27 protein-coding genes are annotated in these 25,498 nt (G+C 35.4%); 20 read left to right on the plus strand and 7 right to left on the minus strand.

Translation table 11 applies throughout. The features are described 5' to 3' along the window. The first annotated feature begins 20 nt into the window (after positions 1 to 20). From isdX1 to srtB, 6 genes are all read left to right on the plus strand, one after another. Positions 21 to 479: an NEAT domain-containing hemophore IsdX1 gene (gene isdX1, locus AC1Q8L_RS09850; protein ID WP_000476164.1), complete on the plus strand. Its 459-nt coding sequence runs from the start codon at positions 21 to 23 to the stop codon at positions 477 to 479. A gap of 24 nt (positions 480 to 503) precedes the next feature. Next, positions 504 to 3,383, plus strand: coding sequence for an NEAT domain-containing hemophore IsdX2 (gene isdX2, locus AC1Q8L_RS09855; protein ID WP_492339431.1), 2,880 nt, complete (start codon positions 504 to 506; stop codon positions 3,381 to 3,383). A gap of 69 nt (positions 3,384 to 3,452) precedes the next feature. Next, a complete protein-coding gene (gene isdE / locus AC1Q8L_RS09860) occupies positions 3,453 to 4,334 on the plus strand; it encodes a heme ABC transporter substrate-binding protein IsdE (protein ID WP_002094153.1) in 882 nt (293 codons plus the stop codon). 27 nt (positions 4,335 to 4,361) lie between these two features. Then, a complete protein-coding gene (locus tag AC1Q8L_RS09865; RefSeq protein WP_001036841.1) occupies positions 4,362 to 5,345 on the plus strand; it encodes a FecCD family ABC transporter permease in 984 nt (327 codons plus the stop codon). Next, positions 5,335 to 6,105: an ABC transporter ATP-binding protein gene (locus AC1Q8L_RS09870; RefSeq protein WP_000403764.1), complete on the plus strand. Its 771-nt coding sequence runs from the start codon at positions 5,335 to 5,337 to the stop codon at positions 6,103 to 6,105. Before AC1Q8L_RS09865 ends, AC1Q8L_RS09870 begins: the two co-directional genes overlap by 11 nt. A gap of 32 nt (positions 6,106 to 6,137) precedes the next feature. After that, positions 6,138 to 6,902, plus strand: coding sequence for a class B sortase (gene srtB / locus AC1Q8L_RS09875; RefSeq protein ID WP_098311920.1), 765 nt, complete (start codon positions 6,138 to 6,140; stop codon positions 6,900 to 6,902). A 72-nt stretch (positions 6,903 to 6,974) separates the two neighbouring features. Here srtB and isdG read toward each other — a convergent pair whose 3' ends face one another. Continuing rightward, positions 6,975 to 7,298, minus strand: coding sequence for a heme oxygenase (gene isdG / locus AC1Q8L_RS09880; protein WP_000587818.1), 324 nt, complete (start codon positions 7,296 to 7,298; stop codon positions 6,975 to 6,977). A 294-nt stretch (positions 7,299 to 7,592) separates the two neighbouring features. On the opposite strand from isdG, the gene AC1Q8L_RS09885 reads away from it, so the two are divergent. Continuing rightward, positions 7,593 to 8,792, plus strand: a complete 1,200-nt coding sequence (locus AC1Q8L_RS09885) for a class I SAM-dependent rRNA methyltransferase (RefSeq protein WP_001255950.1) — start codon at positions 7,593 to 7,595, stop codon at positions 8,790 to 8,792. Between the two features lie 38 nt (positions 8,793 to 8,830). On the opposite strand, the gene AC1Q8L_RS09890 is transcribed toward AC1Q8L_RS09885, so the two are convergent. Beyond that, entirely contained in the window at positions 8,831 to 9,025 is a 195-nt protein-coding gene (locus AC1Q8L_RS09890) for a YwbE family protein (protein ID WP_001014307.1), read from the minus strand. Next, on the minus strand, positions 9,026 to 9,199 hold the full coding sequence (locus AC1Q8L_RS09895; RefSeq protein WP_001293577.1) for a hypothetical protein: 174 nt from the start codon (positions 9,197 to 9,199) through the stop codon (positions 9,026 to 9,028). It abuts the gene before it with no gap. A gap of 168 nt (positions 9,200 to 9,367) precedes the next feature. Here AC1Q8L_RS09895 and AC1Q8L_RS09900 point away from each other — a divergent pair, with 168 nt between their 5' ends. The 7 genes from AC1Q8L_RS09900 (at position 9,368) to AC1Q8L_RS09930 (ending at position 14,567) form a co-directional block, all read left to right on the plus strand. Further along, entirely contained in the window at positions 9,368 to 10,060 is a 693-nt protein-coding gene (locus AC1Q8L_RS09900; protein WP_000018029.1) for a response regulator transcription factor, read from the plus strand. A 1-nt stretch (position 10,061) separates the two neighbouring features. Then, positions 10,062 to 10,997, plus strand: a complete 936-nt coding sequence (locus AC1Q8L_RS09905) for a HAMP domain-containing histidine kinase (RefSeq protein WP_492339432.1) — start codon at positions 10,062 to 10,064, stop codon at positions 10,995 to 10,997. A 125-nt stretch (positions 10,998 to 11,122) separates the two neighbouring features. Beyond that, positions 11,123 to 12,046 carry an ABC transporter ATP-binding protein gene (locus AC1Q8L_RS09910; protein ID WP_492339433.1) on the plus strand — a complete coding sequence of 308 codons (924 nt, stop codon included), beginning with the start codon at positions 11,123 to 11,125 and terminating at the stop codon, positions 12,044 to 12,046. Then, complete coding sequence (locus AC1Q8L_RS09915; RefSeq protein WP_000931814.1) at positions 12,039 to 12,200, plus strand: hypothetical protein; 162 nt, start codon at positions 12,039 to 12,041, stop codon at positions 12,198 to 12,200. Before AC1Q8L_RS09910 ends, AC1Q8L_RS09915 begins: the two co-directional genes overlap by 8 nt. Positions 12,201 to 12,234: 34 nt before the next feature. Further along, positions 12,235 to 12,939, plus strand: coding sequence for an ABC transporter permease (locus AC1Q8L_RS09920; RefSeq protein ID WP_000945210.1), 705 nt, complete (start codon positions 12,235 to 12,237; stop codon positions 12,937 to 12,939). A gap of 35 nt (positions 12,940 to 12,974) precedes the next feature. Next, complete coding sequence (locus tag AC1Q8L_RS09925; RefSeq protein WP_061660444.1) at positions 12,975 to 13,847, plus strand: DUF4097 family beta strand repeat-containing protein; 873 nt, start codon at positions 12,975 to 12,977, stop codon at positions 13,845 to 13,847. 24 nt (positions 13,848 to 13,871) lie between these two features. Beyond that, positions 13,872 to 14,567, plus strand: a complete 696-nt coding sequence (locus tag AC1Q8L_RS09930) for an ABC transporter permease (protein ID WP_000945180.1) — start codon at positions 13,872 to 13,874, stop codon at positions 14,565 to 14,567. A 63-nt stretch (positions 14,568 to 14,630) separates the two neighbouring features. Here the strand turns inward: AC1Q8L_RS09930 and AC1Q8L_RS09935 are convergent, their stop codons facing one another. Continuing rightward, positions 14,631 to 14,963: a YfjL-like protein gene (locus tag AC1Q8L_RS09935; RefSeq protein ID WP_001093300.1), complete on the minus strand. Its 333-nt coding sequence runs from the start codon at positions 14,961 to 14,963 to the stop codon at positions 14,631 to 14,633. A gap of 135 nt (positions 14,964 to 15,098) precedes the next feature. Continuing rightward, on the minus strand, positions 15,099 to 15,602 hold the full coding sequence (locus AC1Q8L_RS09940) for a DinB family protein (protein WP_000284979.1): 504 nt from the start codon (positions 15,600 to 15,602) through the stop codon (positions 15,099 to 15,101). A gap of 153 nt (positions 15,603 to 15,755) precedes the next feature. On the opposite strand from AC1Q8L_RS09940, the gene AC1Q8L_RS09945 reads away from it, so the two are divergent. Beyond that, on the plus strand, positions 15,756 to 16,655 hold the full coding sequence (locus tag AC1Q8L_RS09945) for a hypothetical protein (protein ID WP_000825575.1): 900 nt from the start codon (positions 15,756 to 15,758) through the stop codon (positions 16,653 to 16,655). A 198-nt stretch (positions 16,656 to 16,853) separates the two neighbouring features. Here the strand turns inward: AC1Q8L_RS09945 and fhuB are convergent, their stop codons facing one another. Further along, entirely contained in the window at positions 16,854 to 18,890 is a 2,037-nt protein-coding gene (gene fhuB, locus AC1Q8L_RS09950; protein WP_016512270.1) for a Fe(3+)-hydroxamate ABC transporter permease FhuB, read from the minus strand. A gap of 7 nt (positions 18,891 to 18,897) precedes the next feature. Beyond that, positions 18,898 to 19,872 carry an ABC transporter substrate-binding protein gene (locus tag AC1Q8L_RS09955; RefSeq protein WP_098311916.1) on the minus strand — a complete coding sequence of 325 codons (975 nt, stop codon included), beginning with the start codon at positions 19,870 to 19,872 and terminating at the stop codon, positions 18,898 to 18,900. Between the two features lie 451 nt (positions 19,873 to 20,323). On the opposite strand from AC1Q8L_RS09955, the gene AC1Q8L_RS09960 reads away from it, so the two are divergent. The 5 genes from AC1Q8L_RS09960 (at position 20,324) to etfB (ending at position 25,462) form a co-directional block, all read left to right on the plus strand. Beyond that, positions 20,324 to 21,253, plus strand: a complete 930-nt coding sequence (locus tag AC1Q8L_RS09960; RefSeq protein WP_492339434.1) for a BclA C-terminal domain-containing protein — start codon at positions 20,324 to 20,326, stop codon at positions 21,251 to 21,253. A gap of 189 nt (positions 21,254 to 21,442) precedes the next feature. Then, entirely contained in the window at positions 21,443 to 23,128 is a 1,686-nt protein-coding gene (locus AC1Q8L_RS09965; RefSeq protein ID WP_000414744.1) for a long-chain-fatty-acid--CoA ligase, read from the plus strand. A gap of 106 nt (positions 23,129 to 23,234) precedes the next feature. After that, positions 23,235 to 23,822 (plus strand): fatty acid metabolism transcriptional regulator FadR, encoded by a 588-nt coding sequence (gene fadR, locus AC1Q8L_RS09970; RefSeq protein WP_000742223.1) that lies wholly within the window; start codon positions 23,235 to 23,237, stop codon positions 23,820 to 23,822. 11 nt (positions 23,823 to 23,833) lie between these two features. After that, entirely contained in the window at positions 23,834 to 24,610 is a 777-nt protein-coding gene (locus AC1Q8L_RS09975) for an enoyl-CoA hydratase (protein ID WP_000911289.1), read from the plus strand. 78 nt (positions 24,611 to 24,688) lie between these two features. Next, positions 24,689 to 25,462 carry an electron transfer flavoprotein subunit beta gene (etfB, locus tag AC1Q8L_RS09980; protein WP_001029028.1) on the plus strand — a complete coding sequence of 258 codons (774 nt, stop codon included), beginning with the start codon at positions 24,689 to 24,691 and terminating at the stop codon, positions 25,460 to 25,462. Positions 25,463 to 25,498: the final 36 nt, after the last annotated feature.

Genomic DNA, 25,498 nt, shown 5'->3' on the forward strand with positions numbered 1-25,498 from the left:
TTTTGAAGGGTGATGAATATATGTTTAAACAATTTAAAATGATTATTGCCGTATTTGCTGTTTTATTTACATTTATCGCAACACTAGGTTTACAAGATGCAAAGGCTGCTACAAAACTAGCTGATGGAAAATATAATATTGCTTTTACTGTATGGAAAGGCGATAAAGATGAATCGTCTAGAATGAATAGTTATTTTGAAAGCCCAGCAACATTAACAGTTAAAAATGGAAAACAATATGTTTCATTTAAAGTGAAAGATAGTGCTTCTATTAAAAGTTTCCAAGTAGAAAAAGATGGTCAATTTGTAGAAACAACCGTGTTAAGTGAAAACAAAAAAGATAATACTAGAGTTGTAGAATTTGAAGTTGCTGACTTGTCAAAAAAACTAAATGGCAAGGTGAAAATTAATATTCCAATTATTAATTATAATGCTTCGTATGATATTCGCTTTGTATTTGATGGGAACAGTATTAAATAATTTTCAAAAGGGAGAGTCGTTCCATTGAACAGGTATACAAAAATTATTGTTGCTATGTTTTTAATGATATTTACATTCGTATCAACATTACAACCACTTGCAGTTCAAGCAGCTACCAAGTTGGCTGACGGTGAATATTCAATTGGCTTCAAAGTTTTAAAAGATACATCAGATGAAGAATCGATGATGAATCAATATTCAGTAAGCCCGGGAACTTTAAAAGTGAAAGATGGGAAAAAGAAAGTATCCTTTACATTAACGAATAGTTCATGGATTACGAAGTTTGAAACAGAAAAAGCAGGTAAGCTAGTTGCGACAAATGTAATTAGTGAAGATAAAGAAAAAGATACAAGAGTAGTAGAATTTGATGTAGAAGATGTAGCGAAGGTATTAAACGCAAAAGTAAAAGTAGATATTGATTTTTTAAATTATCATCATGAGTACGACGTTCGTATTGCATTTGATCAAAATAGCATTACACCAATTCATGTAGAAAAACCAAATGAAAAAGAGGACCCAGCTAATAAGCCAGATCCAAATGAAACTACCGATCCAGGTCAGAAGCCCGACCAAAAGCCTGACCCAGATCAACAACCAAATTCTAACACAATTAAAGATGGTGCGTACAGCATTCCATTTAAAGTATTAAAAGATCAAACAGATGAAGAATCTAAGATGAATACTTACATGGTAAATCCAGGAGTATTAAAAGTAGAAAACGGTAAGAAAAAAGCAATTGTAACACTAAAAAGTAGCTCATTAATTAAAAATTTCCAAACGGAAAAAGATGGCGCATTTGTTGATGCAAAAGTAGTGAGTGAGGATAAGGAAAAAGATACAAGAGTAGTAGAGTTTGAAGTAAACGATTTATCTAAAAAACTAAATACAAAAGTATTTATCGAAATGGCATCAAGAAATTATAAGCAAACGCATGATGTACAACTTTTATTTGAACAAGATAAACTTGAACAAATTAAAAATGAAGAGAAACAACCAGAAGTAGAAAAACCGGAAGCAGAAAAACCAGAAGTAGAAAAACCAGAAGTAGAAAAACCAGAAGTAGAAAAACCGGAAGCAGAAAAACCAGAAGTAGAAAAACCAGAAGTAGAAAAACCAGAAGTAGAAAAACCAGAAGTAGAAAAACCGGAAGTAGAAAAACCAGAAGCAGAAAAACCAGATGAAAATAAAAAACCAGATGCTGAAACAATTAAAGATGGTGAATACAGCATCAACTTTAAAGCATTAAAAGATCAAACAGACGAAATTTCAATGATGAACACATATACAAAAAGTCCAGGTGTGCTAAAAGTAAAAGATGGTAAGAAGTATGTATCATTTACGTTAACGAACAGTTCTTGGATTACAAAATTTGAATTTGAGAAAAATGGTTCGTTTGTTGATGCAAAAGTAATAAGTGAAGATAAAAAAGCTGATACACGCGTAGTGGAAGTAGAAGTACCAGATTTATCGAAAAAGTTAAATGCAAAAGTAAAAGTAGATATCGATTCAATGAATTATCACCATTTTTACGATATTCAATTTGCATTTGATAAAGGTAGCATTAAGCCGTTAGATAACCAAGGAGGAAACGACAACCAAGGAGGAAATAACAACCAAGGAGGAAACGACAACCAAGGAGGAAATAACAACCAAGGAGGAAACGACAACCAAGGAGGAAATAACAACCAAGGTGGAAACGACAACCAAGATAATAACACAACAATTGATCCAAAAGCTCTTAAAGATGGTGAATACAGCATTGGCTTTAAAGTGTTAAAAGATCAAACAGATGAAATCTCAATGATGAACACATACACAAAAAGCCCAGGTGTATTAAAAGTAAAAGATGGTAAGAAATACGTATCGTTTACATTAACAAATAGTACATGGATTACGAAATTTGAATTTGAGAAGAATGGTTCTTTCGTTAATGCAAAAGTGTTAAGTGAAAATAAAGAACAAAATACAAGAGTAGTAGAAGTAGAAGTAAACGATTTGTCTAAAAAATTAAATGCAAAAGTAAAAGTAGATATTGATTCAATGAATTATCACCATTTCTACGATGTTCAATTTGTATTTGATCAAGACAGTATTAAAGCTTTAGGGAACCAAGGAGGAAACGACAACCAAGGAGGAAACGACAACCAAGGCGGAAACGACAACCAAGGCGGGAATGACAACCAAGGCGGGAATGACAACCAAGGCGGGAATGACAACCAAGGTGGGAATGGAAACCAAGGTGGAAATAATAACCCGAAAGTAATAGTTGATCCGAAAAATTTAGTAGATGGCCAATATGATATTACATTTAAAGTATTAAAAGATAAAACAGATGAGATTTCAAAGATGAATGACTATGTTGTAAATCCAGCGAAATTAATCGTAAAAGATGGTAAAAAATACATTGAGATGACGCTGAAAAATAGTGCGTGGATTACGAAATTCCAAACGGAAAACAAGGAACTATTCGCTGATGCGAAAGTAGTAAGCGAAGATAAAAATGCAAATACGCGAGTAGTACAGTTTGAAGTAGAAGATCTATTTAAAAAATTAAACGCAAAAGTAAAGGTAGACATCGATGAGATGAACTACCATCATTTCTACGATGTACAAATTCAATTTGATACAAATAATATCGGCGCGTTAGGAACTATTAAAGAGGAACCGAAAAATGAACCGAAAAATCCAGTGACTACACCGAAAGTAGATAATGTAAAAACAGTAGGTACTCCTGATTTTAACCGAAATGCAGATGGTCAGAAGAAAAAAGAAGATACAAAAAATGATTCGAAAAAAGAGAAAAACTCAAAAACTGCAGATACAGCACAACTTGGTTTATACATGGTGTTACTGCTAGGTTCACTTGCTTTACTAGTTCGTAAATATAGAGCAGGTAGATTGTAATTTTTGGAGTCTTGATGCATGTTCGCGTGCATCAAGACTTGTTTCATATTGTATGGAAGGGAGTGGTGATTGAGAGTGAAGAAAATCGTAAGTGTACTAATGGCTATCATTTTGTTAATGAGTATAGCCGGGTGCTCATCACCAAAAAAAGAAACAGCAAAGCAGGTAAAGAGTGAGAGTAAGGAGCGCGTTGTTGCAACAACAGTGGCTGTTACTGAAATTATGGATGCGTTAGAAGTAGATTTAGTCGGCGTTCCAACAAGTTCTAAAACTTTACCGAAGCGATATAAAGGTTTACCTGAAGTTGGGAATCCAATGAGTCCAGATATGGAAAAGGTAAAGTCATTAAAGCCTTCAGAAGTGTTATCTGTGACAACACTTGAATATGAATTAAAGCCAGTTTTTGATGATGTGGGTATGAAAGCAAACTTTTTAGATTTAACGAGTTTAAAAAATATGCAAAGTTCTATTAGCGATTTAGGTAAGAAATATGGACGTGAAAAGCAGGCTGAAGCAGTAGTAACTAAGTTAGATAAAAAGGTTGCTAGCATTCAAAAGGAAGTAAAAGGAAAGAAAGAACCGACAGTGCTTATTTTATTAGGTGTGCCGGGCAGTTATTTAGTAGCAACAGAGCATTCTTATATTGGAGATTTAGTGAAACAACTAGGTGGTAAAAATATTGTGCAAGGTGAACAAGTAGAATATTTAGCTTCTAATACAGAGTATTTAAAGAAAGCTGATCCAGATATTATTTTACGAGCAGCTCATGGTATGCCTGATGAAGTTGTAAAAATGTTTGATAAAGAATTTAAAACAAATGACATTTGGAAACACTTTGCTGCGGTTAAAAATAACCGTGTTTACGATTTAGAAGAGCGTTTATTTGGAACGACAGGCAATTTAGCAGCAATTGAAGCGTTAGATGAATTGAAAAATATGATGTATCCGTGATGCATTTTAATATAAAGGAAGAGCAGAATGAATAAAAAAACTTGGAGTTTCCTCATTGTTACTGCATTGCTCATTGTTATGACATCATTGTCAGCGATGAAAGGGAGTTTAGAAGTAGGTATTGTTGAACTTGTGCAAGGGATATTTACAGGTGGGAATGAAGATGTTGAAGTCATTAAAGATTTACGTTTCCCGCGTATTATTATTGCGCTGTTCACTGGAGCGGCTCTTGCTGTTTCAGGGGTGCTTTTTCAAGCTGTTATGAAGAATCCACTCGCTGATGCTGGGGTAATCGGTATATCTTCAGGAGCTAGTTTTATGACACTCGTTATTATTACATTGTTCCCGCAATTCTTTTTCTGGACACCCGTATTCGCCTTTTTAGGTGGTGCGTTTGCGTGTTATCTCGTTTATTCGTTTTCATGGAAGTCAGGGTTAAGCCCGCTTCGCATTATTTTAATTGGTATTGCCATTAATGCGATGTTTACTGGATTAAATGAATCATTCGTTACGATTTGTGGGTATTTTATTAAGAGTATTAAGCAAACGACGACTTCTAACATAACAATGAAGACGTGGGGCGATGTAGAAATAATGGTGACTTATGGAACGATTGGTCTTATTCTTGCTCTGTTCGTAGGAGCTTGGTGTAACTTATTATCGCTACAAGATAAGACTGCGAAAAACTTAGGCTTGCACGTGACGAGAGTTCGTCTTATTATTTCTGCCATTGCAGTACTCTTAGCGGCAGTATCAACAGCGATTGCAGGTGTTATTGCTTTTGTAGGATTACTAGTTCCGCATATTTCAAGACAATTAGTCGGTTCAGACCATAAAGTATTAATTCCATTTTCTGCTCTTGCAGGCGCGTTATTAATTTTGACGGCGGATACGATTGGAAGGTTAATTGTGCCACCTAACGAAATTCCAGCAGCAACAATTATGGCGGTTATTGGTGGTCCATTCTTAATATTCTTGCTTAGAAAGAGTGATAAAGTTCATGGAAATTAAAAATGTAACCTTTTCATACGATAACGTAACAAATCGTTTAAAGTCTGTTAGTAGTGAAATAGAAATTGGGAAAATTACAACAATCATCGGCCCGAATGGATGCGGGAAATCAACATTACTTAGTGTCATGTCTAGAAATCACGTTCCTAGCAGTGGAGAAGTAATACTTGATGGGAAAGCGATTAGTGAATATAAACCGAAAGAGTTTGCTAGAAAGCTAGCAGTTGTCCATCAACAAAATGAGGCTCCAGCAGATATTACAGTGGAAAAGCTAATAAGCTTTGGGCGTATGCCATATAAAAATATTTTCTCTCCGCAAACAGATGAAGATAGAGAAGCGATAGAGCGCGCACTAGTATGTACGAATTTACAAAGTAAGCGTGATAAGCCAATCTATGCTTTATCTGGTGGAGAGAGGCAGCGAGTTTGGATCGCAATGACATTAGCTCAAAATACACCAATGCTTTTCTTAGATGAACCGACAACATATTTAGATATTTACTATCAGCTAGAAATATTAGAGTTAGTGAAAGATTTAAATGAAGTGTATGGGCTAACGATTGTAATGGTATTACATGATATTAATCAAGCCATTCGTTATAGCGACCATATTATCGTTATGAAAGATGGAGAGATCATTACGAAAGGTAATCCTAATGATGTAATAACAGAAGAAATGGTTAAAGCAATATATGGTGTAGATGTCATTGTAAAGCAGGATGAAGATACCGGATTGTACATGGTACCTATGGGAATCTAAAGGCTGAGCATAATCCGTTTTGAGGTGATAATTTGAATAGCAAGAAAGGACGGAAAAAGAATTCTTTTTTTCAACGCATACTTACAATTGCGTTTTTAGGAATCTTTTTCTATTCAATGTATGAGTTGGGCGGGATTTTCATGGATTATTATGAAAATCGTAAAGTAATGGCTGAGGCACAACATATTTATAAAAGAAGTCCAATGGAAGAAAAATCGGAAGACGGAGAGGTACGTAAACAGTTTCAGGATCTCCAGAAAATTAATCCAGAGATAGTCGGATGGATTACGATGGATGATACACAAATTAATTATCCAATCGTTCAAGCAAAAGATAATGAGTACTATTTATTTCGTAATTATAAAGGTGAAGATATGAGAGCGGGCAGCATTTTTATGGACCATCGTAATGATGTGAAATCTCGAAATCGCAATACGATTTTATATGGTCATCGTATGAAAGACGGTTCTATGTTTGGTAGTTTAAAAAAGATGTTGGACGAAGACTTTTTCATGTCCCATCGTAAATTATATTACGATACATTATTTGAAGGATACGACGTTGAAGTTTTTTCAGTATACACGACAACAACGGACTTTTATTACATTGAAACGGATTTTAAAAATGATGCAGCATATACATCGTTCTTAAAGGAAATTCAAGAAAAATCACTGTACAAAACGGATACGGAATTGACGGCTAATGATGAAGTTGTAACACTTTCTACTTGTGACTATGCGCTTGATCCAGAGGCTGGAAGGCTAGTTGTACACGCGAAATTAGTAAAAAGAAATTAAAGAAAAAAGTATAGAATATGAGAAGTGATAGATAACGCTTCTCATATTCTATACTTAAAAAAAGAACTGTTTTTACTGTGCTGCAGCCATTGGCATACGTACAACTTTTACATCATAGTAAGCAATTTTATTATCAAGAATATATTCTGGCATCCCGCCTTGATGTGAGTGAGCATCTTTAAATGCGGCGCTCTTTGTCCAACCTTGGAAATCTTCTTTTGCATTCCAGCGAGTGCTAATTGTTACTTCATCATAATCAACTGTATTTTGCGTTAAAAGAACTTCTAGACCTAAAAAGCCTGGCATCGTTTCAACTTTACCTACTTTATTAAAACGCTCAATTAATTTATGTCCATTTCCCTTTGTAATTTTAGCTGTATTTGTAACAATAATCATGTTTATTCCTCCTATAAATGTAGCTATATTTTCAAGAACTCATATACATTAAATGATAATGAAAATCATTATCAATGTCAATGGTAAATGTGAAATATATAATTTTTTTCTATTATTTTGGACAGTGAGAGTTCCATTTCAAAACGTAGTAAATATGTGGCGGTTAAGTGCGAGAATGAGCGAGTTGTACTAGCAAAGCAATAATATGGTATAGTGAAACGAGGCTGTTTTTTCAGGCTCGTTTTTTAAATGCTTCCTATAGAGAAAGCATGCAAATGGAAAGGAAGTTATTATATGCGATCAGAAGTAACTATAAAAATAAAAACGAAATTTATAAAAGAAATTAAAAGTGGATACCCACTTATTTTAAAAGATGCAATTCAAAATTTAAACGATGTTCGTGAAGAAGGGACAATCATCAAAGTAGTAGATGAGAAGAACAACTTTGTCGGAAAAGGTTATTATGGAAAACAAAATAAAGGATACGGCTGGATTTTAACGAGAAAAGAGAGTGAACAAATTAATCAATCTTTCTTTGAAAGTAAAATCAAATCTGCCTTACATAAACGAAAACAATTTTATAAATCAAGTGATACGACAGCATTCCGTGTGGTGAATGGTGAAGGTGATGGTCTTGGCGGATTAATTATTGATTACTATGACGGCTACTACGTAGTAAGTTGGTATAGTGAAGGGATTTACACTTTCAGAGATGAGATTATAGCAGCTCTTCAAAAAGTAGCAAACTTTAAAGGCATTTATGAGAAAAAGCGTTTTGATACGAAAGGGAAATACATTGAAGGTGATGATTTCGTAGCAGGAGAGCGCGGTGAGTTTCCACTTATCGTAAAAGAGAACGGTGTGAACTTCGCTGTTTATTTAAATGACGGGGCAATGGTTGGTGTATTTTTAGATCAACGTAACGTTCGAAAACAAATTCGTGATAAATATGCAAAGGGAAGAACAGTGTTAAATATGTTCTCTTATACAGGTGCTTTCTCTGTATTTGCAGCGCTGGGCGGAGCGAGTAAAACGACGAGTGTTGACCTTGCAAATCGTAGTTTAAGTAAAACAATTGAGCAGTTTAGTGTCAATGAAGTTGATTATGAAGCACAAGATATTATTGTAGAAGATGTATTTCTTTACTTCAAATATGCAGCGAAGAAAAAGATGAAATTTGATATGGTCGTACTTGATCCTCCAAGCTTCGCCCGATCAAAAAAATATACATTTAGTGCAGCAAAAGATTATAAAAATTTATTAAAAGAAACAATTGCTATTACAGAAAATAACGGTATTATCGTTGCTTCTACAAATTGTAGCGCATTCGATATGAAAAAGTTTAAAGGCTTTATCGATACAGCCTTTAAAGAAATGAATGGCAAATATAAAATATTAGAAGAACATTCTTTACCAGAAGATTTCCGTACCATTGATCAGTTTAAAGAAGGAGACTACTTAAAAGTAGTTTTCATCGAGAAAATTAAAGGTTAATAAAGAAAAGGAGCTCGAGTTTACTTGAGCTCCTTTTCTTATTGAACGATATTTTGTACTCTACCGACTTGCCCGTCCTGCAATCGTACTTTAATGCCATGCGGATGGGAAGGGGATTTTGTTAAAATATCTTTTACAATTCCACGTGTTAATTTGCCTGTTCGTTGATCTTGTTTTAATACAATATCAACTTCAAGACCGGGCGCGATATTAGAACGTTTTTGTCCGTTCATTTACACACCTGTACGTCTACGTTGGTTGTTTGCTTTCTTCGTTTGTTGGTTTTGTAATTTTTTCGTTTCTTGGCTTTGGTTTTTGGCATTCTGACCATTACCGTTACCTTGCTTTTTCTTTGCAAGTTGTTCGCGCATTAAATCAGCTAAGCTTACTTTTTTATTTTCTGACATGATAAGTCTCCTTTATATAAAGTTAATTATGAACAATCGTAGTGAATTTCATCATATCATTGTTAAGGAAGGAAGGGAAGTTGGTTTGAAAATTCATATAATTGTTTCCAGTCTGTAGTAGTTACGATACAATTGGATTGTTAACGTTTGTAAAAAGGGGATAGACATATGTCACATCATATTTTATTAGTTGAAGATGATATCTCAATTCAAGAGATGGTGGAAAAGTATTTAATAAAAGAGGGCTTTCAAGTAACAATTGCGTCTGATGGAGAAGAAGGTGTGAACACATATTTAAAAGGTTCATTTGATTTGATTATCCTTGACATTATGATGCCAAAGCTAGATGGCTTAGAGGTTGTACGAATCATTCGTGAAAAAAGTGCAGTTCCGATTTTAATGATGTCGGCAAAAGATACAGATGTTGATAAAGCTGTTGGATTAGGACTTGGAGCAGATGATTACATTTGTAAGCCGTTTTCTATGATTGAATTGGCTGCACGTGTAAAAGCAGGTATTCGGAGGTCTACGAAATACTCGGCTACAGAAACAATAGAAAAAATGATTCAAATTGGTGATTTAACAATTGATCCAATTAATTTTACAGTTGAAAAAAACGGGAAGCCTCTCAAACTTACTTTAAAAGAATTTGAGATTTTAAAGCTATTCGTAAAGAACCAAAATCGTGTATTTACAAAAGCGCAAATATATACGTTAGTTTGGAATGAAGAGTATTACGGTGATGATAACGTTATTAATGTTCATATGAGAAGATTGCGTGAGAAAATCGAAAGTGATCCATCTAATCCAGAATATATTAAAACGTTATGGGGCATCGGCTATAAGTTGGAAGTGATGTAATATGGTCAATTTGTTAATAGGTATTATTTTTATATTGTTATGTGTTATTTATATGCAATATAGAATGAGAAAAAATAGTAGTAAAAATTTACGATACACATATGAAAAGTTAGAAAGTATTGTAAATGACAAAACAGGCGAGACGTTACTCGTTATGACAGATGATCTAGAATTGCAAAAATTATTAGTGGCAATTAATCAATTATTAGATGCAAAACAGAAAACGAATGCAGATCATGCAAAAGTAGAAATTTCGATGAGAAAAATGCTTTCAAATATTTCGCATGACTTGAAAACACCACTAACAGTTATTCTTGGATATACAGAAATGTTAAATAAGGATAAAACGATAAATAAAGAAGAACAACAAATATTACTTGAAAAAGTGCATACGAAAACACTAGAAGTGATGGAGTTAATTCATAAGTTTTTTGACTTGGCAAAATTAGAATCTGGTGACAAAGCAATTGAAATGACAAAAGTAAATATGAATGAAGTTTGCCGCGAGAAGATTTTATCTTTTTATGATTTAGTGACGACGAAAGGTTTTCAGGTTCATATTGATATACCAGAAAGAAATATATACGTACTTGGAAATGTAGAAGTATTAGGTAGGGTATTGAATAATTTAATATCAAATGCGATTACATATGGAGACGATGGAAAGGCACTTGGTATGACGTTAAGAGATGATGAAACGAGTGTGTATATAGACGTATGGGATAAAGGAAAAGGGATTGATGAATCTCATATTGATAAAGTATTTGAGCGTATGTACACACTTGAAGATTCAAGAAATAGATTGTACCAAGGAAGCGGTCTAGGATTAACGATTACGAAACGGCTTGTGGAAGCGATGGACGGAAAAATTCACCTTTCTAGTAAACCGCATGAAAAAACAATTTTTACAATTGTATTAACAAAGATGCAGTTTTAGCTTGTAGAGCAGTAGATTCTACAAGCTTTTTTTCAGCGTAAGGAATTTGTAAGAAACGGGTAAGAAAAAAGAGATTTTCGTTGTCTATTATAGAAATATAGAGTATTGCGAAAGGGGAAAGTAACATGACATATATATTAAAAACAAACCAGTTAACGAAAGTGTTTAAAGGGAAAGAAGTTATTTCCGGTGTTAACATGCATGTGAAAAAAGGAGAAATTTACGGTTTTTTAGGACCAAACGGTGCTGGTAAAACAACGATTATGAAAATGATTACAAATTTAATAAAACCGACGAGTGGTGGTATTGAAATCTTCGGTGAGAAATTAACAGATACATCTTATGAAGTATTAAAAAGAATGGGGACAATTATTGAATACCCAATCTTTTATGATAAATTAACGGCGAAAGAAAACTTAGACCTGCATTGTGAATATATGGGCTACTACGATAAAAATGCAATTGACCATGCTTTACATTTAGTGAAACTACAAGGGATAGATAATAAAAAAGTAAAAGATTTTTCATTAGGAATGAAACAACGACTCGGTATTGCAAGGGCGATCGTGACAAAGCCAGAATTGCTCATTTTAGATGAACCAATTAACGGTTTAGATCCAATTGGTATTAAAGAGTTACGAGAATTATTTAAAATGCTCTGCAAAGAATACGGTATTACATTATTAGTTTCTAGTCATATTTTAGGTGAGATGGAACTAATGGCCGATACAATTGGTGTGATTCAAAATGGAAAACTAATAAAAGAAGTTTCAATGAAGAGTATTAACGGAAAGCAAACAGAGTACATTGAAATCACTGTTCCTGATGTGAAACGTGCAGCTTATATTTTAGAAGATAAACTTGGTATAAAAAACTACAAAATAATGAGTGGAACCATGATTCGTGTGTATGATACGTCAGCGTCTCAGCAGGCCATTTCAAAAGCACTTATTATGAACGATGTGGAAATTGAAAGTATTAATAAGAAACATAGTTCCTTAGAAGAATATTTCTTAAATGTAATGGATGGAGAAGGTATTCATGCTTAATGGACTGTGGCTGAACCTGGTAAGTGGATTTATCGTAATGCTAATAAGTGGAATTTTATATTATAGAAAACCAGAGCGGAAATGGTTGTTAATTCTACTAGTGATAGGAATGTTAAGCTTCGTTACTGCTGGAATTAGAATGTTAGCTGCATAAAGACAGTTATATAAAGAATGGAGGAGTGGTTTGTATGCTTAGATTAATGAAGCTCGAATGGAAGAAACATAAATTATCTAGTTACTTTAAAGGGGTAGCAATTTGTATTATAGCAATTTTCGCTGCAGTAAGCCTTATGGCATTGGGAATGAAAGCCGAGGAAGACATGCTCTTCTCTGACTTCACACAGAATATGGCTTTAGTAAATATTTTTATTAGGATAACATTCATTATTTTTAGTTCGGTCATTTTATCACGTTTAGTAATTGATGAGTATAAGAATAAAACGATACAACTATCATTTATGTATCCGCTTCAAAGGAAAATGCTAATGAGTGCAAAATTAACAATTGTTTTTTGTTTTTGTTTTGTGAGTACCATTATCGCGACTTTCATTATTAGTTTGCTTGTTTATTTTGTGAGTCCAATGATGGGACTGATTGAAACACCAGCTACGATAGGTGAAATAATAGCTATCGTTCCAGGTACTATTATAAGTGCATTTATGATATCTGGTATAAGTTTAATTCCTTTGTTTTTTGGAATGAGAAAGAAATCGACACCGACAACGATTACTTCGGCAGTAATAATTGGTATGCTGATTAGTGGTAACTTTGGACCTGGAAACGGTCAAGTAAGTATGTTTGATTTTATAGCTATCCCAATCGTGCTCTGTTTATTAGGAATTTTCATTAGTTATCTATCGTTTCGTAAAATCGACAAGATCGATGTGGCGTGAAGCAAGCTTAAAACAAAAAACGAACTGGGGTATGAATGGTGAAAAAAATAATAGTAATTGCAATATTATTCATTACAATTGCTAGTGCGGTTTTTGGTTTTAAGGTGTTTCAGGGGAAAGATTTTAAGAAAGAAAAGTCTTTTGAAATCAATAATATAAAAGAAATAGAAGTAGACAATGAAAATTGGAATCTTGAATTTAAAAGTAAAGACGCTAATAAAATAGTAATTTCCGCTCAAGGTGAACAAGTAGATAAAGAGATAGATCCTGTCAAAATAGAAAATGATGAAAATAAAATTATGATTAAACAAAAACAAAAGATGAACAGATTTTTTAATGGTTTCACGTTTAGGAAGAAAAATAGTATATCTATAGCTATTCCGAAGAAAGAAATAGATAAAATTGTAGTAAATAATAAATCGGGTGATGTGAAAATAAGAGATATAGTAGTAAAAAGCATCGTGACAAAAGGAAAATCTGGAGATGGAATGATTACAGGGTTATCGGCAGAGAAGGGTGAATTTACATCCGAAAGCGGAGATTTAATGTTAAAAGATAGTTCATTACAAGAAGTAAATATAACTTCCACTACTGGAGATAATTATGTAAAAAATGTAAAAAATGAAAATATGAACATCAATTCAACATCTGGGGAAGTATTACTGAAAGATATGACAGAAGGAAAATCATTATTTGTAGAAACAGAATCAGGGGATATTGGCGTACGGTATAAAGGTGTCCCTACATCATTGAAGCTTATGGCTAAAAGTAATTCGGCTGACGTAATAGTGGATTTAAAAGGACTTAAGAAAGATAAAAATACAGACAAAATAAAAGTAGGAACGATTGGTGATGCAAAAAATGAAGCGAAGATTTTAAGTGAAACAGGAGTCATTTATATTGATTAAGTCCAAGGAGGAAGGAGGAATATCATGCTACGTCTTATGAAGTTAGAATTGAAGAAATTTAAGTTTGGATGGTATGTGAGGGGAGCAGTTATTGCAAATATTATTATACTGGCATTATTAATCTTTGTTAGTTTCATTGCACAAATAGAAGGAGATCCAGAAATAAGAGATCCGCAGATGATTTTGTTAATGGCTAGTACAGTAGTAAGAGCAACATTTATTATTTTTGGTAGTGTATTAATAGCAAGGTTAATAATTGGCGAATATAAAAATAAAACAATACTACTCATGTTTTCTTATCCCATTAACCGAAAGAAAATGATGGCTAGTAAGTTGGCTATTACAGCGATAGTAACATTTATAACAGTTATTGTATCTAACATTTTAGTAGTAGGAATCTTCTTTGGGATAGATAGTTGTTTTTCAATTCTTCCTAATTCATTCACAGTAGATCAATTGGTGCAAGAAGGAATAAAACTAGTTCCTTTAGCCATTGCAACTGCGGGGATGAGTTTAATCCCATTATATTTCGGAATGCGTAAACGTTCAGTACCAACTACAATTGTTTCATCTCTTATCGTTGTCTCAATTGCAATGAATACCAACCCAGAGTTTCCTACAGCAACTTTACTTCCCCTTCAACTAGCATTGGCGGCAATTGGAGTTGTGATTGCGTATTACGGCATTAAAAATATAGAGAAGGAAGATATAACTGTATGATAAGAATATGTGAAAAAGAGTTGGCGTTACACCAACTCTTTTTTGTATATGTACGCTTCGTTACTACTCTGTAAATTTAGAGTGTGTGCTTAAATACTTTTGCACGTCTGGAGAAATGTTAAAGTTATTAGGACTTTTATATTCGATAGTAAACTCGCCGTCGGTACTTGTTTCAAAGGAGATTGCATAGCTATTCATTTTAGCATCGTAAGAAGTATTTTTGACTTCTGCATCTAGATTAAAATATTTTGTAATATACTCTTTTGAGTCCGTAATTGCTGCTTGTTTTCCCCAAGGGGTACCATAATAGGTGAAATAAAGAGATACACTAATAACTCCAATAAGAGAAGTTAGTAAAATAGTTCCCATAGCTATTTTTTTATTTTTTGTATTCAATTTGGTTACTCCTCTTCGTAATATGTATTCATTTTAACCTATATATTCCATAAAACAACCATTTTAAAAAATAGTTTCACATGAAACAAGTTACAGAAAAAGACAAGATATGTAAACATCTTGTCTTTTTTGTCGTTACATTTTAGGAGCTTCCATTCCAGCCGCAGCCCATTCTTCTTTTGCGGGGCCATATACGCCAGGAACTGTTAAGCCAGCTTGTCGCATTAAAACCGTCATTTGTCCGCGGTGGTGATTTTGATGATTAATGAGTGTCATTAGAAATATAGAATTCGGCATAGGGCGACCAAAGAAGTCATTAATAGTAGCTAAGTCTTTATCAGTCCATTTACTTTGAAGTGTTTCAACAAAAGCCGCGTTTACTTTACGGTATTCATCTGCAATTGTTTTTGCAGAAGTTGGAACAGGATAATCTTTCAATTCTCCTTCAAACTTTAGCCCTGTGCCAGATAGTATAACAGGAATTGCCGTCACGATGTGCCAAGCAACTCTACCTAACGTCCAGTGCCCAGGTGCAATTTCTTGTGATAAAGATGCATCGGTTAATGAATCAAGCATTTTCTGAGTAGACTCTGCTTCGTATGTCCATGATTGTAAAAAGCCTTCAATTGTTTGGTACATTATTGTTATCCCCCTCTACTTATGTTCATAGATTAAGTTCGAGAAGAAATGACAAGTTCCCTTTATGTTTTAATGATGGTATTTAAAATTTTATATATAAATTTTATGATACTATTGAGTGTATATAGAATTATATTAATTTAGGGGGATATTATGAAAAGATTGATTTTAGGAATCATAATTTTATTTTTAATGGTAGGATGTAGCAATGAAACCTATAAAAAAGCAATGGATCAAGGGAAATTGGCGTTAGCGAGTAAAGAGTATGACACGGCAGTAGCATCATTTGAGCTAGCATTAGAAGAGAAAAAGGATGATAAAGAAGCAAAGGTATTAAAAGACCAAACTACTAAGATGATAAGTTCGATAAAAGAGAAATCGAGTGGAAATATAGAACAAGCAATAGGTTTGTTTCAAGAAGTAGAAAAAATGAAAGATGGTTCCGCAATCCTTCAAAGTCAAGCGAAAGAACAAAAAGATTCGCTCATAGAGCATAAAGAGTTAAAAGGTCAATATATAGGTCAATTGGAAAAGGCAGAGAAGTTAAAGAATGATAAAAAGTATGAAGAGGCTAAAGGGATAGTAAATAAAATTTTTAATGATACTGGTCAAAATCAACAATTTATTTCGGAAAATCACCGGGCCCAAGAGCTGAATAAGCAAATCGATGGCTTACTAACTCAACAAGCAGAAGTCAAGAAAAAAGAGGAAGAGTTAAAAAATGAAAAGAAAAAAGAGGCTGATATTGGAAAGTTAAAGGGGTCTTGGATGTCATCAGAAAGTACAGACAGGCCAGTTGGGTTGGAAATAGAATCTATTAATAGTGAGAAAACAGGCGGAGAATTTATGGAACATAATATTTTTGGGAAAGGGACTACTATAGGAGACTTTCGAATATTAAGTGTGGACCAAGGGATTATTTCCATAGAGCTTGTATTTTTAATGGGAGAAAGAAAACAGAAGGTTGATTTGAAACTTGAGGAGAACACATTAACTGTACATCATGAGTTTATGGGAGGGACTAAATCTGTGAAATTAGTGAGATCAGAGTAATTTATCCCGCTATTCACCTGCAGTAAAATTCCCACTTCAAGATTCGGCTGGAGCAAAGAAGTTAGGTGGGAGATCCACTGCTCATAAAAGCCCGATTGGTGTGGGTTAATAATCAGTGGGGATGAAGAAAACTCCACTGATTAAAGTTTCACTTTATTTAGTATATAAAAAGGAGGCTTCTAAAACGAAGCCTCCTTTTTAATTAACTTTCTTCCCACTCTTCCTCATCAACCATAAGAAATAAGGTGCTCCAAGTACAGCAACGACAAGGCCAGAAGGAATTTCTTTCGGATATGCGATTGTACGTCCAAGTAAGTCAGCGACAGAAAGAAGGATTGCTCCAAATAGTGCTGAACAAACGAATAGTCTTTGATGGTTCATACCAACAACAATTCTTGCTAAGTGAGGTGCGACAAGGCCTAAAAAGGCAATTGTACCGACAGCAGCGATATTTACTGATGCAAGTAGTGTCGCTAGCACAATTAGAGCAAGACGTGTTTTATTTACTGGTTGCCCAAGTCCAGTTGCTAAATCGTCTCCCAGTACGAGAACGTCAAGTTGTTTTATTAAGAAAAAGATAATTAATACAAGAATTAGAGATGGATATAGAATGATATTTTCTAAGTGATTCCACCCTCTTGCATACGTACTGCCAGATAACCATGTTAAAGCAGCGGCAACATTCAAATTGGCTCTAACGATAAAGATTTGAATAATTGCTGAGCCAAGTGCAGAAATACCAATCCCTATTAAAGCAAGAGCTGTGGGGCTAAACCCTGATTTCCATGAGAAGAAGAGGACAATTCCTACTGCAAGTAGTCCACCAATAAATGCACCAATTGGTAGGAAGAAACCAGGAAGTGCAGGAAAGACATACATAACAGTTAAAGCACCGACACCAGCTCCCGATGAAATACCAATAATAGAAGGATCGGCAAGTGGGTTTCGTAATATACCTTGGAAAACAAGCCCACTTATTGCAAGGCATGCACCAGCAATAGCGGCAACGAGCATTCTTGGTAAACGAAGATTCATCATCATATTTTTATCAAATTGTGTTAATTGACCTGATATAACATTAGTAATGCTTTCGATATAAGCGTTACTACCGATTGTAACACCAAGAGCAATCGTCACAATACAAAGTGTGATAGATATAATGATGACCTTTTTATAAGAGTAATAGCGGGAACTAGCTCCAGCTGCATTCGCACCGTTATCATTCATATATTGTTTCGACTTCATCATTCGATAAACTAAGTAAATAAGCCAAGGAGATCCAATCATTGCTGTGACTGCCCCAACAGGAAGTTCTGCACCGGTTGGATCTATTAATCTACCGACAACATCTGCTCCAAGCAATAATACTGCCCCCCATAAGAAAGAAGAGAGAAGAAGAGTAAAGTGTTGACGGTATCCGATAAGGCGCATTAAATGAGGTGCAACTAAGCCGACAAATCCAATTGGTCCAACAACAGTAACAATTACTGCTGTTAAAAAGATTGCAGCAATGAAGGCGATAAGACGTGTTATTGCTGTTTTTTCACCAAGAGAAACAGCAACATCATCACCAAGTAAGAGAATGTTGAGTTTACGAGATATAAATAGTAAAACTAGGAAAGAAATAATGATAAATGGAAAAGCAAATTGAACGCCATCCCAGTTATTTTGAATAAGAGATCCAGCTCCCCATAAAAATAAACCAGCTGTTTCATTTTCATAGAAAAGCTGCATCGTTCCGGTAAAGGCAGAGAGCATTAATGTAACGACCATACCAGCTAATGCCATTCTAAGTGGGGTTCCCTTTTTTCCACCAGAAATACGGTATACAAATAAAGCAGTAATAGCACCGCCGATAAATGTGAACAGAAGCGAATTAATTTGCAAGCCTTTCGGTAAGAAAATTGTAGCCGCTACTAGAAAGAAATATGCGCCAGAGTGAATACCCATTGTACTGGATTCAGCAAGTGGATTTTTCGTTAACGTTTGTAAAATAACCCCTGATGCAGCAAGAGCACCTCCAGCTAAAATGGCAATTACAGCTCTAGGTAATCGAAGCATGATTAAAGTTTGATGTTCTAGCGATTGGTTCGGTGAGATAAGAGCATCAATAATCATACTATAGGAAATGTTTGCTTGACCTTGTCCGATATGAATAAAGAAAAGGAGGAGCAAGAGAGCTGCTCCTCCTCCGAATACAAGACTTGCTCGAAGTGTATGTTGTAAGCTATTCATCGTGTAATCACTTCTTCGCTGTCATTACATCTGCTACTTGTGTTGCTAAAGATGTTGCAGACTCAGGACCACCGAAAATCCAAGTGTCGCCTTTTAATTTATACATTTTGTTTTCTTTTTTGAACTTTAATTCTTCCCAAGCAGGGTTGCCTTTTAGTTGCGTGTCAAAAATGTTATCTTCATCCGCTACAATGTAAATGAAGTTTGAATCTTGTACACTTTGTAATGATTCTACAGTTGTTTGTTTGAAACCATCTGGCTCAGATTTTCCTGCTTCAAAAGTATTTGTTAAACCTAATTTTTTTGTAACTTGTAAAGCTAAAGAATTGTCAGTTAAGATACGGAACGTTGGTACGTTTTTAGCAGTAAATGCTTGTGCCATTGCGATGTTTTTATCTTTTAAGTCTGCTTTCTCAATTTTTGCTTTTGCATCAGCGAATGCTTTATCCATATCAGCTAATACTTTTTTACCTTCTTCTTCTTTTCCAACTGCTTTTGCAATTTGTTTAAATGTTTCTGTCATTTCAGCAAAGTGATCATTATTGCTTGTTGATGGATCAAACATAACTGTTGGTGCAATTTGCTCTAATTCATTTTTAATTGCTTTACCACGGAATGAAGCTGTGATAATTAAGTCTGGTTTTAAACGGCTAATTTCTTCTAAGTTTGGTTGTTGACGTGTCCCTACATCTACAACATCTTTACTTGGTTTTGTTTTTGTATTTACCCATTTATTATAATTCTTAATGTCTGCCATCCCTACTGGCTGAACACCAAGTGCTAATAAATCTTCTGAATATACCCACTCAAGTACAACTACTTTTTTCGCTGGTTTATCTAACTTCGTTTCCCCTTCAGCGTGTTTAATTGTTATAGCTTGATCTTTATTGTCCGCTTTTGTTTCTTTTTTCTCCTCTTTTTGCTGTCCGCATCCAACAGCGAATAGAAGAACTACTATGAAAATACTGAGAATTTTCTTCATCTTCTGCCCCCAAATTAAGTGTTTTTTGTAACTAGTACCATAAGTGAAAATGGTTATCAATTACAACACCCAAATCATACTATGAGGGTATTTTAAGTGTCAATATATTTTTAAAATTTTGACGAAAAATAACGAATTATACGGATTTTTATATATTATAGTCGCTATTTATGAAGAATAAGCCTCTTTACTAAAAATATTGGCGAATGTGGAAAGTTTAAATGGGAAAGTGGCTGTGTACGATAGTGTAATGTGTATTGTTAATAGTCTGTGGAGATAAGGCGAAAGTACAAGCAAAAGGAGAGTGAATCGCATGTAATAATTACTAGAATGTATGGAGGAAATCTGTGTTTTATCCCCGACTAGGCAAAGTATTTCTTTGTTATTTAGATAGGTGTTTTTTAAGTCGGTGATTGCGCTAAAAAGATCGAATGTAAAGGAAGTGATCAACATGTCTTCATGGAGCAATAACGTAAATGGATATTGTGGGTGTAATAATCAAAATGGTGTACATGTTGATTCATGCTGTTTTAGTTGCGATGGGACAGTTCCTAAGGTTGGTCCAACCGGTCCGACGGGAGCAACAGGAGCAATAGGTGGCACAGGCCCAACGGGGGCGACAGGAGTAACAGGCGACACAGGTCCAACGGGAGCGACGGGAGTAACAGGCGATACAGGGGCAACGGGTCCAACAGGAGCGACAGGAATAACAGGAGCAACAGGCCCAACGGGAGCGACAGGAATAACAGGAGCAACAGGCCCAACGGGAGCGACAGGAATAACAGGGGCAACGGGTCCAACGGGGGCGACAGGAGTAACGGGAGCGACAGGAACAACAGGCCCAACGGGAGCGACAGGAATAACAGGCCCAACAGGAGCAACGGGTCCAACGGGGGCGACAGGAGTAACGGGAGCAACGGGTCCAACGGGAGCGACAGGCGATACAGGTCCAACAGGAGCAACAGGCACAAGTATAACGGCAACATACGCATTTGCAAATAATACGTCGGGTACAGCAATATCGGTACTACTAGGTGGAACAAATGTCCCGCTTCCAAACAATCAGAATATTGGTCCAGGTATTACAGTGTCTGGGGGGAACACAGTATTTACGGCTGCAAATGCAGGGAATTATTATATTTCATATTCAATTAATATAACGGCTGCATTATTAGTTAGTTCACGAATTACAATTAATGGGGCACCGCTTGCTGGGACTATTAATTCTCCTGCATTAGCAACGACATCATTTAGTGCGACAATTATTACGACTCTTGCGGCGGGGAGTGCAATTAGTTTGCAATTATTTGGTTTGTTAGCTGTTGCGACATTATCAACAACTACCCCAGGAGCGGTATTAACAATTATAAGATTAAGTTAATGACAAACTCTCTTACTCTTTTAAGATTAAGAGAGTTTCTACATATAATAAGAAGTTAATGAAGTAAAGCATAGTTATACAAAAGTCAGAATATTATGATTGTAACGCTATGGTGACTATAATATAATGAAAATAACCATCATGAATGAACATTCATTTATTTTTTATGTATTTGAAGGGGGAATGAAGGTGGAAAAACCATGGTTGAAAAGTTATCCAGAGGAAATTCCGAGTACGATTTCTTATGATATTCAGCCGCTTCATAGATATGTAGAACAGATGGCTTCTCGCTACCCAGAAAAGAAAGCGCTTCACTTTTTAGGGAAGGATATTACGTTTTCGGACTTCCATGATAAGGTGAAGCGGTTTGCAAATTATCTTCAAAAGCTCGGTGTGGAAAAGGGTGATCGAGTTGCTATTATGTTGCCGAATTGTCCGCAAGCTGTAATTGGTTATTACGGTACATTACTTGCGGGAGGTATCGTAGTACAAACCAATCCACTGTATACAGAAAGGGAATTAGAATATCAGCTTCATGACTCGGGAGCAAAAGTAATACTTTGTCTCGATTTAGTGTTTCCAAGAGTAACGAATGTTCAATCTGCTACAAAAATTGAGCATATTATCGTAACTCGTATTGCAGACTTTTTACCATTCCCTAAAAATCTATTGTATCCATTTGTGCAGAAAAAACAGTCGAATTTAGTTGTGAAAGTATCAGAGAGTGAAACGATTCATCTTTGGAATTCAGTAGAAAAAGAAGTGAATACGAATGTTGAGGTGCCTTGTGATCCTGAAAATGATCTAGCTCTTTTACAGTACACAGGAGGAACAACCGGATTTCCAAAAGGAGTTATGTTAACGCATAAAAACCTCGTCTCTAACACGTTAATGGGAGTTCAATGGTTATATAATTGCAAAGAAGGAGAAGAAGTCGTTCTTGGGGTTCTTCCATTTTTCCATGTTTATGGTATGACAGCTGTTATGAATTTAAGTATTATGCAAGGATACAAAATGGTCCTTATTCCAAAGTTTGATATGAAAATGGTTTTTGAAGCGATTAAGAAGCATAAAGTGACATTGTTTCCAGGGGCACCAACTATTTATATCGCTCTTTTAAATAGTCCGCTTTTAAAAGAATACGATATTTCTTCTATTCGTGCTTGTATTAGTGGATCAGCACCACTGCCAGTAGAAGTACAGGAAAAGTTCGAAAAAGTTACAGGTGGTAAACTAGTAGAGGGATATGGTTTAACAGAATCCTCTCCGGTTACACATAGTAATTTTTTATGGGAAAAGCGAGTACCAGGTAGCATCGGAGTTCCGTGGCCAGATACAGAAGCAATCATTATGTCGCTTGAAACTGGTGAGGCATTACCGCCAGGAGAAATAGGTGAAATTGTAGTGAAAGGCCCTCAAATTATGAAAGGATATTGGAATAAGCCAGAGGAAACAGCGGCTGTATTGCAAGATGGCTGGCTCCATACAGGTGATGTTGGCTACATGGATGAAGATGGATTCTTCTATGTAAAAGATCGCAAGAAAGATATGATTGTCGCGAGTGGATTTAATGTGTATCCTCGTGAAGTTGAAGAAGTATTATATGAGCATGAAAAAGTGCAAGAAGTAGTGACAATTGGAGTTCCAGATCCGTACCGAGGAGAGACAGTTAAAGCATTTGTTGTGTTAAAAGAAGGTACGGAATGCTCTGAGGAAGAATTAAATCAGTTTGCACGTAAATATTTAGCGGCTTATAAAGTGCCGAAAGTATATGAGTTTAGAGATGAATTGCCGAAAACGACAGTAGGGAAAATTTTGCGCCGTGTTCTAATAGATGAAGAGAAGAGAAAGAATGAGGATGAGCAAACGGGCTAAGGCCCTTTCTTTTTGAAAAAATAGGATTGACACTTTTCTAAATAGTCAGTATTATAAGAATATGAATGACTATTCATTCAGTCATCTTCTTGAAGGGGACAGTAAAGTGAAGAAAAATAGACCGAAATACAATCAAATTATTGATGCGGCAGTCATTGTGATTGCGGAGAATGGGTACCACCAAGCGCAAGTTTCTAAAATCGCAAAGCAAGCTGGGGTAGCTGATGGCACGATTTATTTATATTTTAAAAATAAAGAAGATATATTAATATCCTTATTCCAAGAGAAGATGGGAGAATTTGTCGAAACAATTCGTCAAAAAACAGCAGGAATTGAAAGCGCTGTATCGAAGTTATTCATGTTGGTAGAAACGCACTTCTTGCTGTTGTCGCAAAATGATCCGCTTGCTATCGTTACGCAATTAGAGCTAAGGCAGTCCAATCAAGACTTGCGCCTTAAAATAAATGAAGTATTAAAAGGCTACTTACAAGTTATGGATGAGATTTTAGAGACTGGTATAAAACAAGGTGAATTTCAAGCAGATTTAAATGTTCGCGTGGCAAGACAAATGATCTTTGGAACAGTAGATGAAGTTGTGACCAATTGGGTAATGAGCGATCATAAGTATGATCTGGTCGCACTTTCAAAAACGGTACACGGGCTACTTATTGCAGCTTGTGGTTATCGTCAATAATGGGAGGGATCATGTTGAAATTCCTATCTGTAAGAGTTGAAGATCATATCGCGGTGGCGACGTTAAATCACGCACCAGCGAATGCGATGTCTTCACAAGTTATGCATGACGTTACTGAATTAATTGATCAAGTGGAAAAGGATGATAACATTCGTGTTGTTGTTATTCACGGTGAAGGACGTTTCTTCTCAGCAGGAGCAGATATTAAAGAATTTACATCTGTTATTGAAGCGAAGCAAGCAACAGAATTAGCACAACTTGGACAAGTTACGTTTGAGCGTGTTGAAAAATGTTCAAAACCAGTTATTGCGGCAATTCATGGAGCGGCACTGGGCGGCGGCCTTGAGTTTGCTATGTCTTGCCACATGCGCTTTGCAACTGAAAGTGCAAAACTTGGTTTACCTGAATTAACACTTGGATTAATTCCTGGCTTTGCAGGTACACAGCGCTTACCACGTTATGTTGGGAAAGCGAAAGCTTGTGAAATGATGTTAACAAGTACACCAATTACTGGTGCAGAAGCATTAAAGTGGGGACTTGTTAACGGATTGTTCTCTGAAGAATCATTTTTAGATGATACGCTTAAAGTTGCAAAACAAATTGCTGGAAAAAGTCCAGCAACAACTCGTGCTGTACTAGAGTTATTGCAAACGACAAAATCGTCTCATTACTATGAAGGTGTACAACGTGAATCACAAATTTTTGGTGAAGTATTTACGAGTGAAGATGGAAGAGAAGGTGTAGCCGCATTTTTAGAAAAGCGTAAACCTTCATTTAGTGGCAGGTAGTTCAATTATTTTTTTAATATAAATTAACAGAAAATTAAAATTGATAGAATCTTTCTGAAAAACAAGGGGGTAAATGGAATGAACATCTACGTACTCATGAAACGAACATTTGATACAGAAGAAAAAATCGTAATTAAAAACGGTGCAATTTACGATGGCGAAGCGGAATTCATCATCAACCCTTACGATGAATATGCAATTGAAGAAGCAATTCAAGTAAGAGACGCACAAGGTGGAGAAGTTACAGTTGTAACAGTCGGTGGCGAAGATAGTGAGAAAGAACTTCGTACTGCATTAGCAATGGGCTGTGATAAAGCGGTATTAATTAATATTGAAGATGATGTAGAAAATGGTGACCAGTTCACGACAGCAAAAGTACTTGCTGAGTATTTAAAAGATAAAGATGCAGATTTAATTTTAGGCGGAAACGTTGCAATTGATGGTGCATCTGGACAAGTAGGGCCACGCGTAGCTGAAGCGTTAAATATTCCATATGTAACGACAATTACAAAACTTGAAATTGACGGTACAAATGTGAAGATTGAGCGTGATGTTGAAGGTGATACAGAAGTGATTGCAACTTCATTACCAGTTTTAGTAACAGCACAGCAAGGTTTAAATGAACCTCGTTACCCATCGCTTCCAGGTATTATGAAAGCGAAGAAAAAGCCACTAGAAGAATTAGAATTAGATGATTTAGATTTAGAAGAAGATGATGTGGAAGCAAAGACAAAAACAATTGAAATCTATTTGCCTCCTAAGAAAGATGCAGGAAAAGTGTTACAAGGCGAGCTGCAAGATCAAGTAAAAGAACTTGTATCGTTGCTCCATACAGAAGCGAAAGTAATCTAATAAAATACGAAATTATATATGCAGGAGGGAAAATCT

The organism is Bacillus sp. GW823-FHT06A11 (assembly GCF_058795355.1).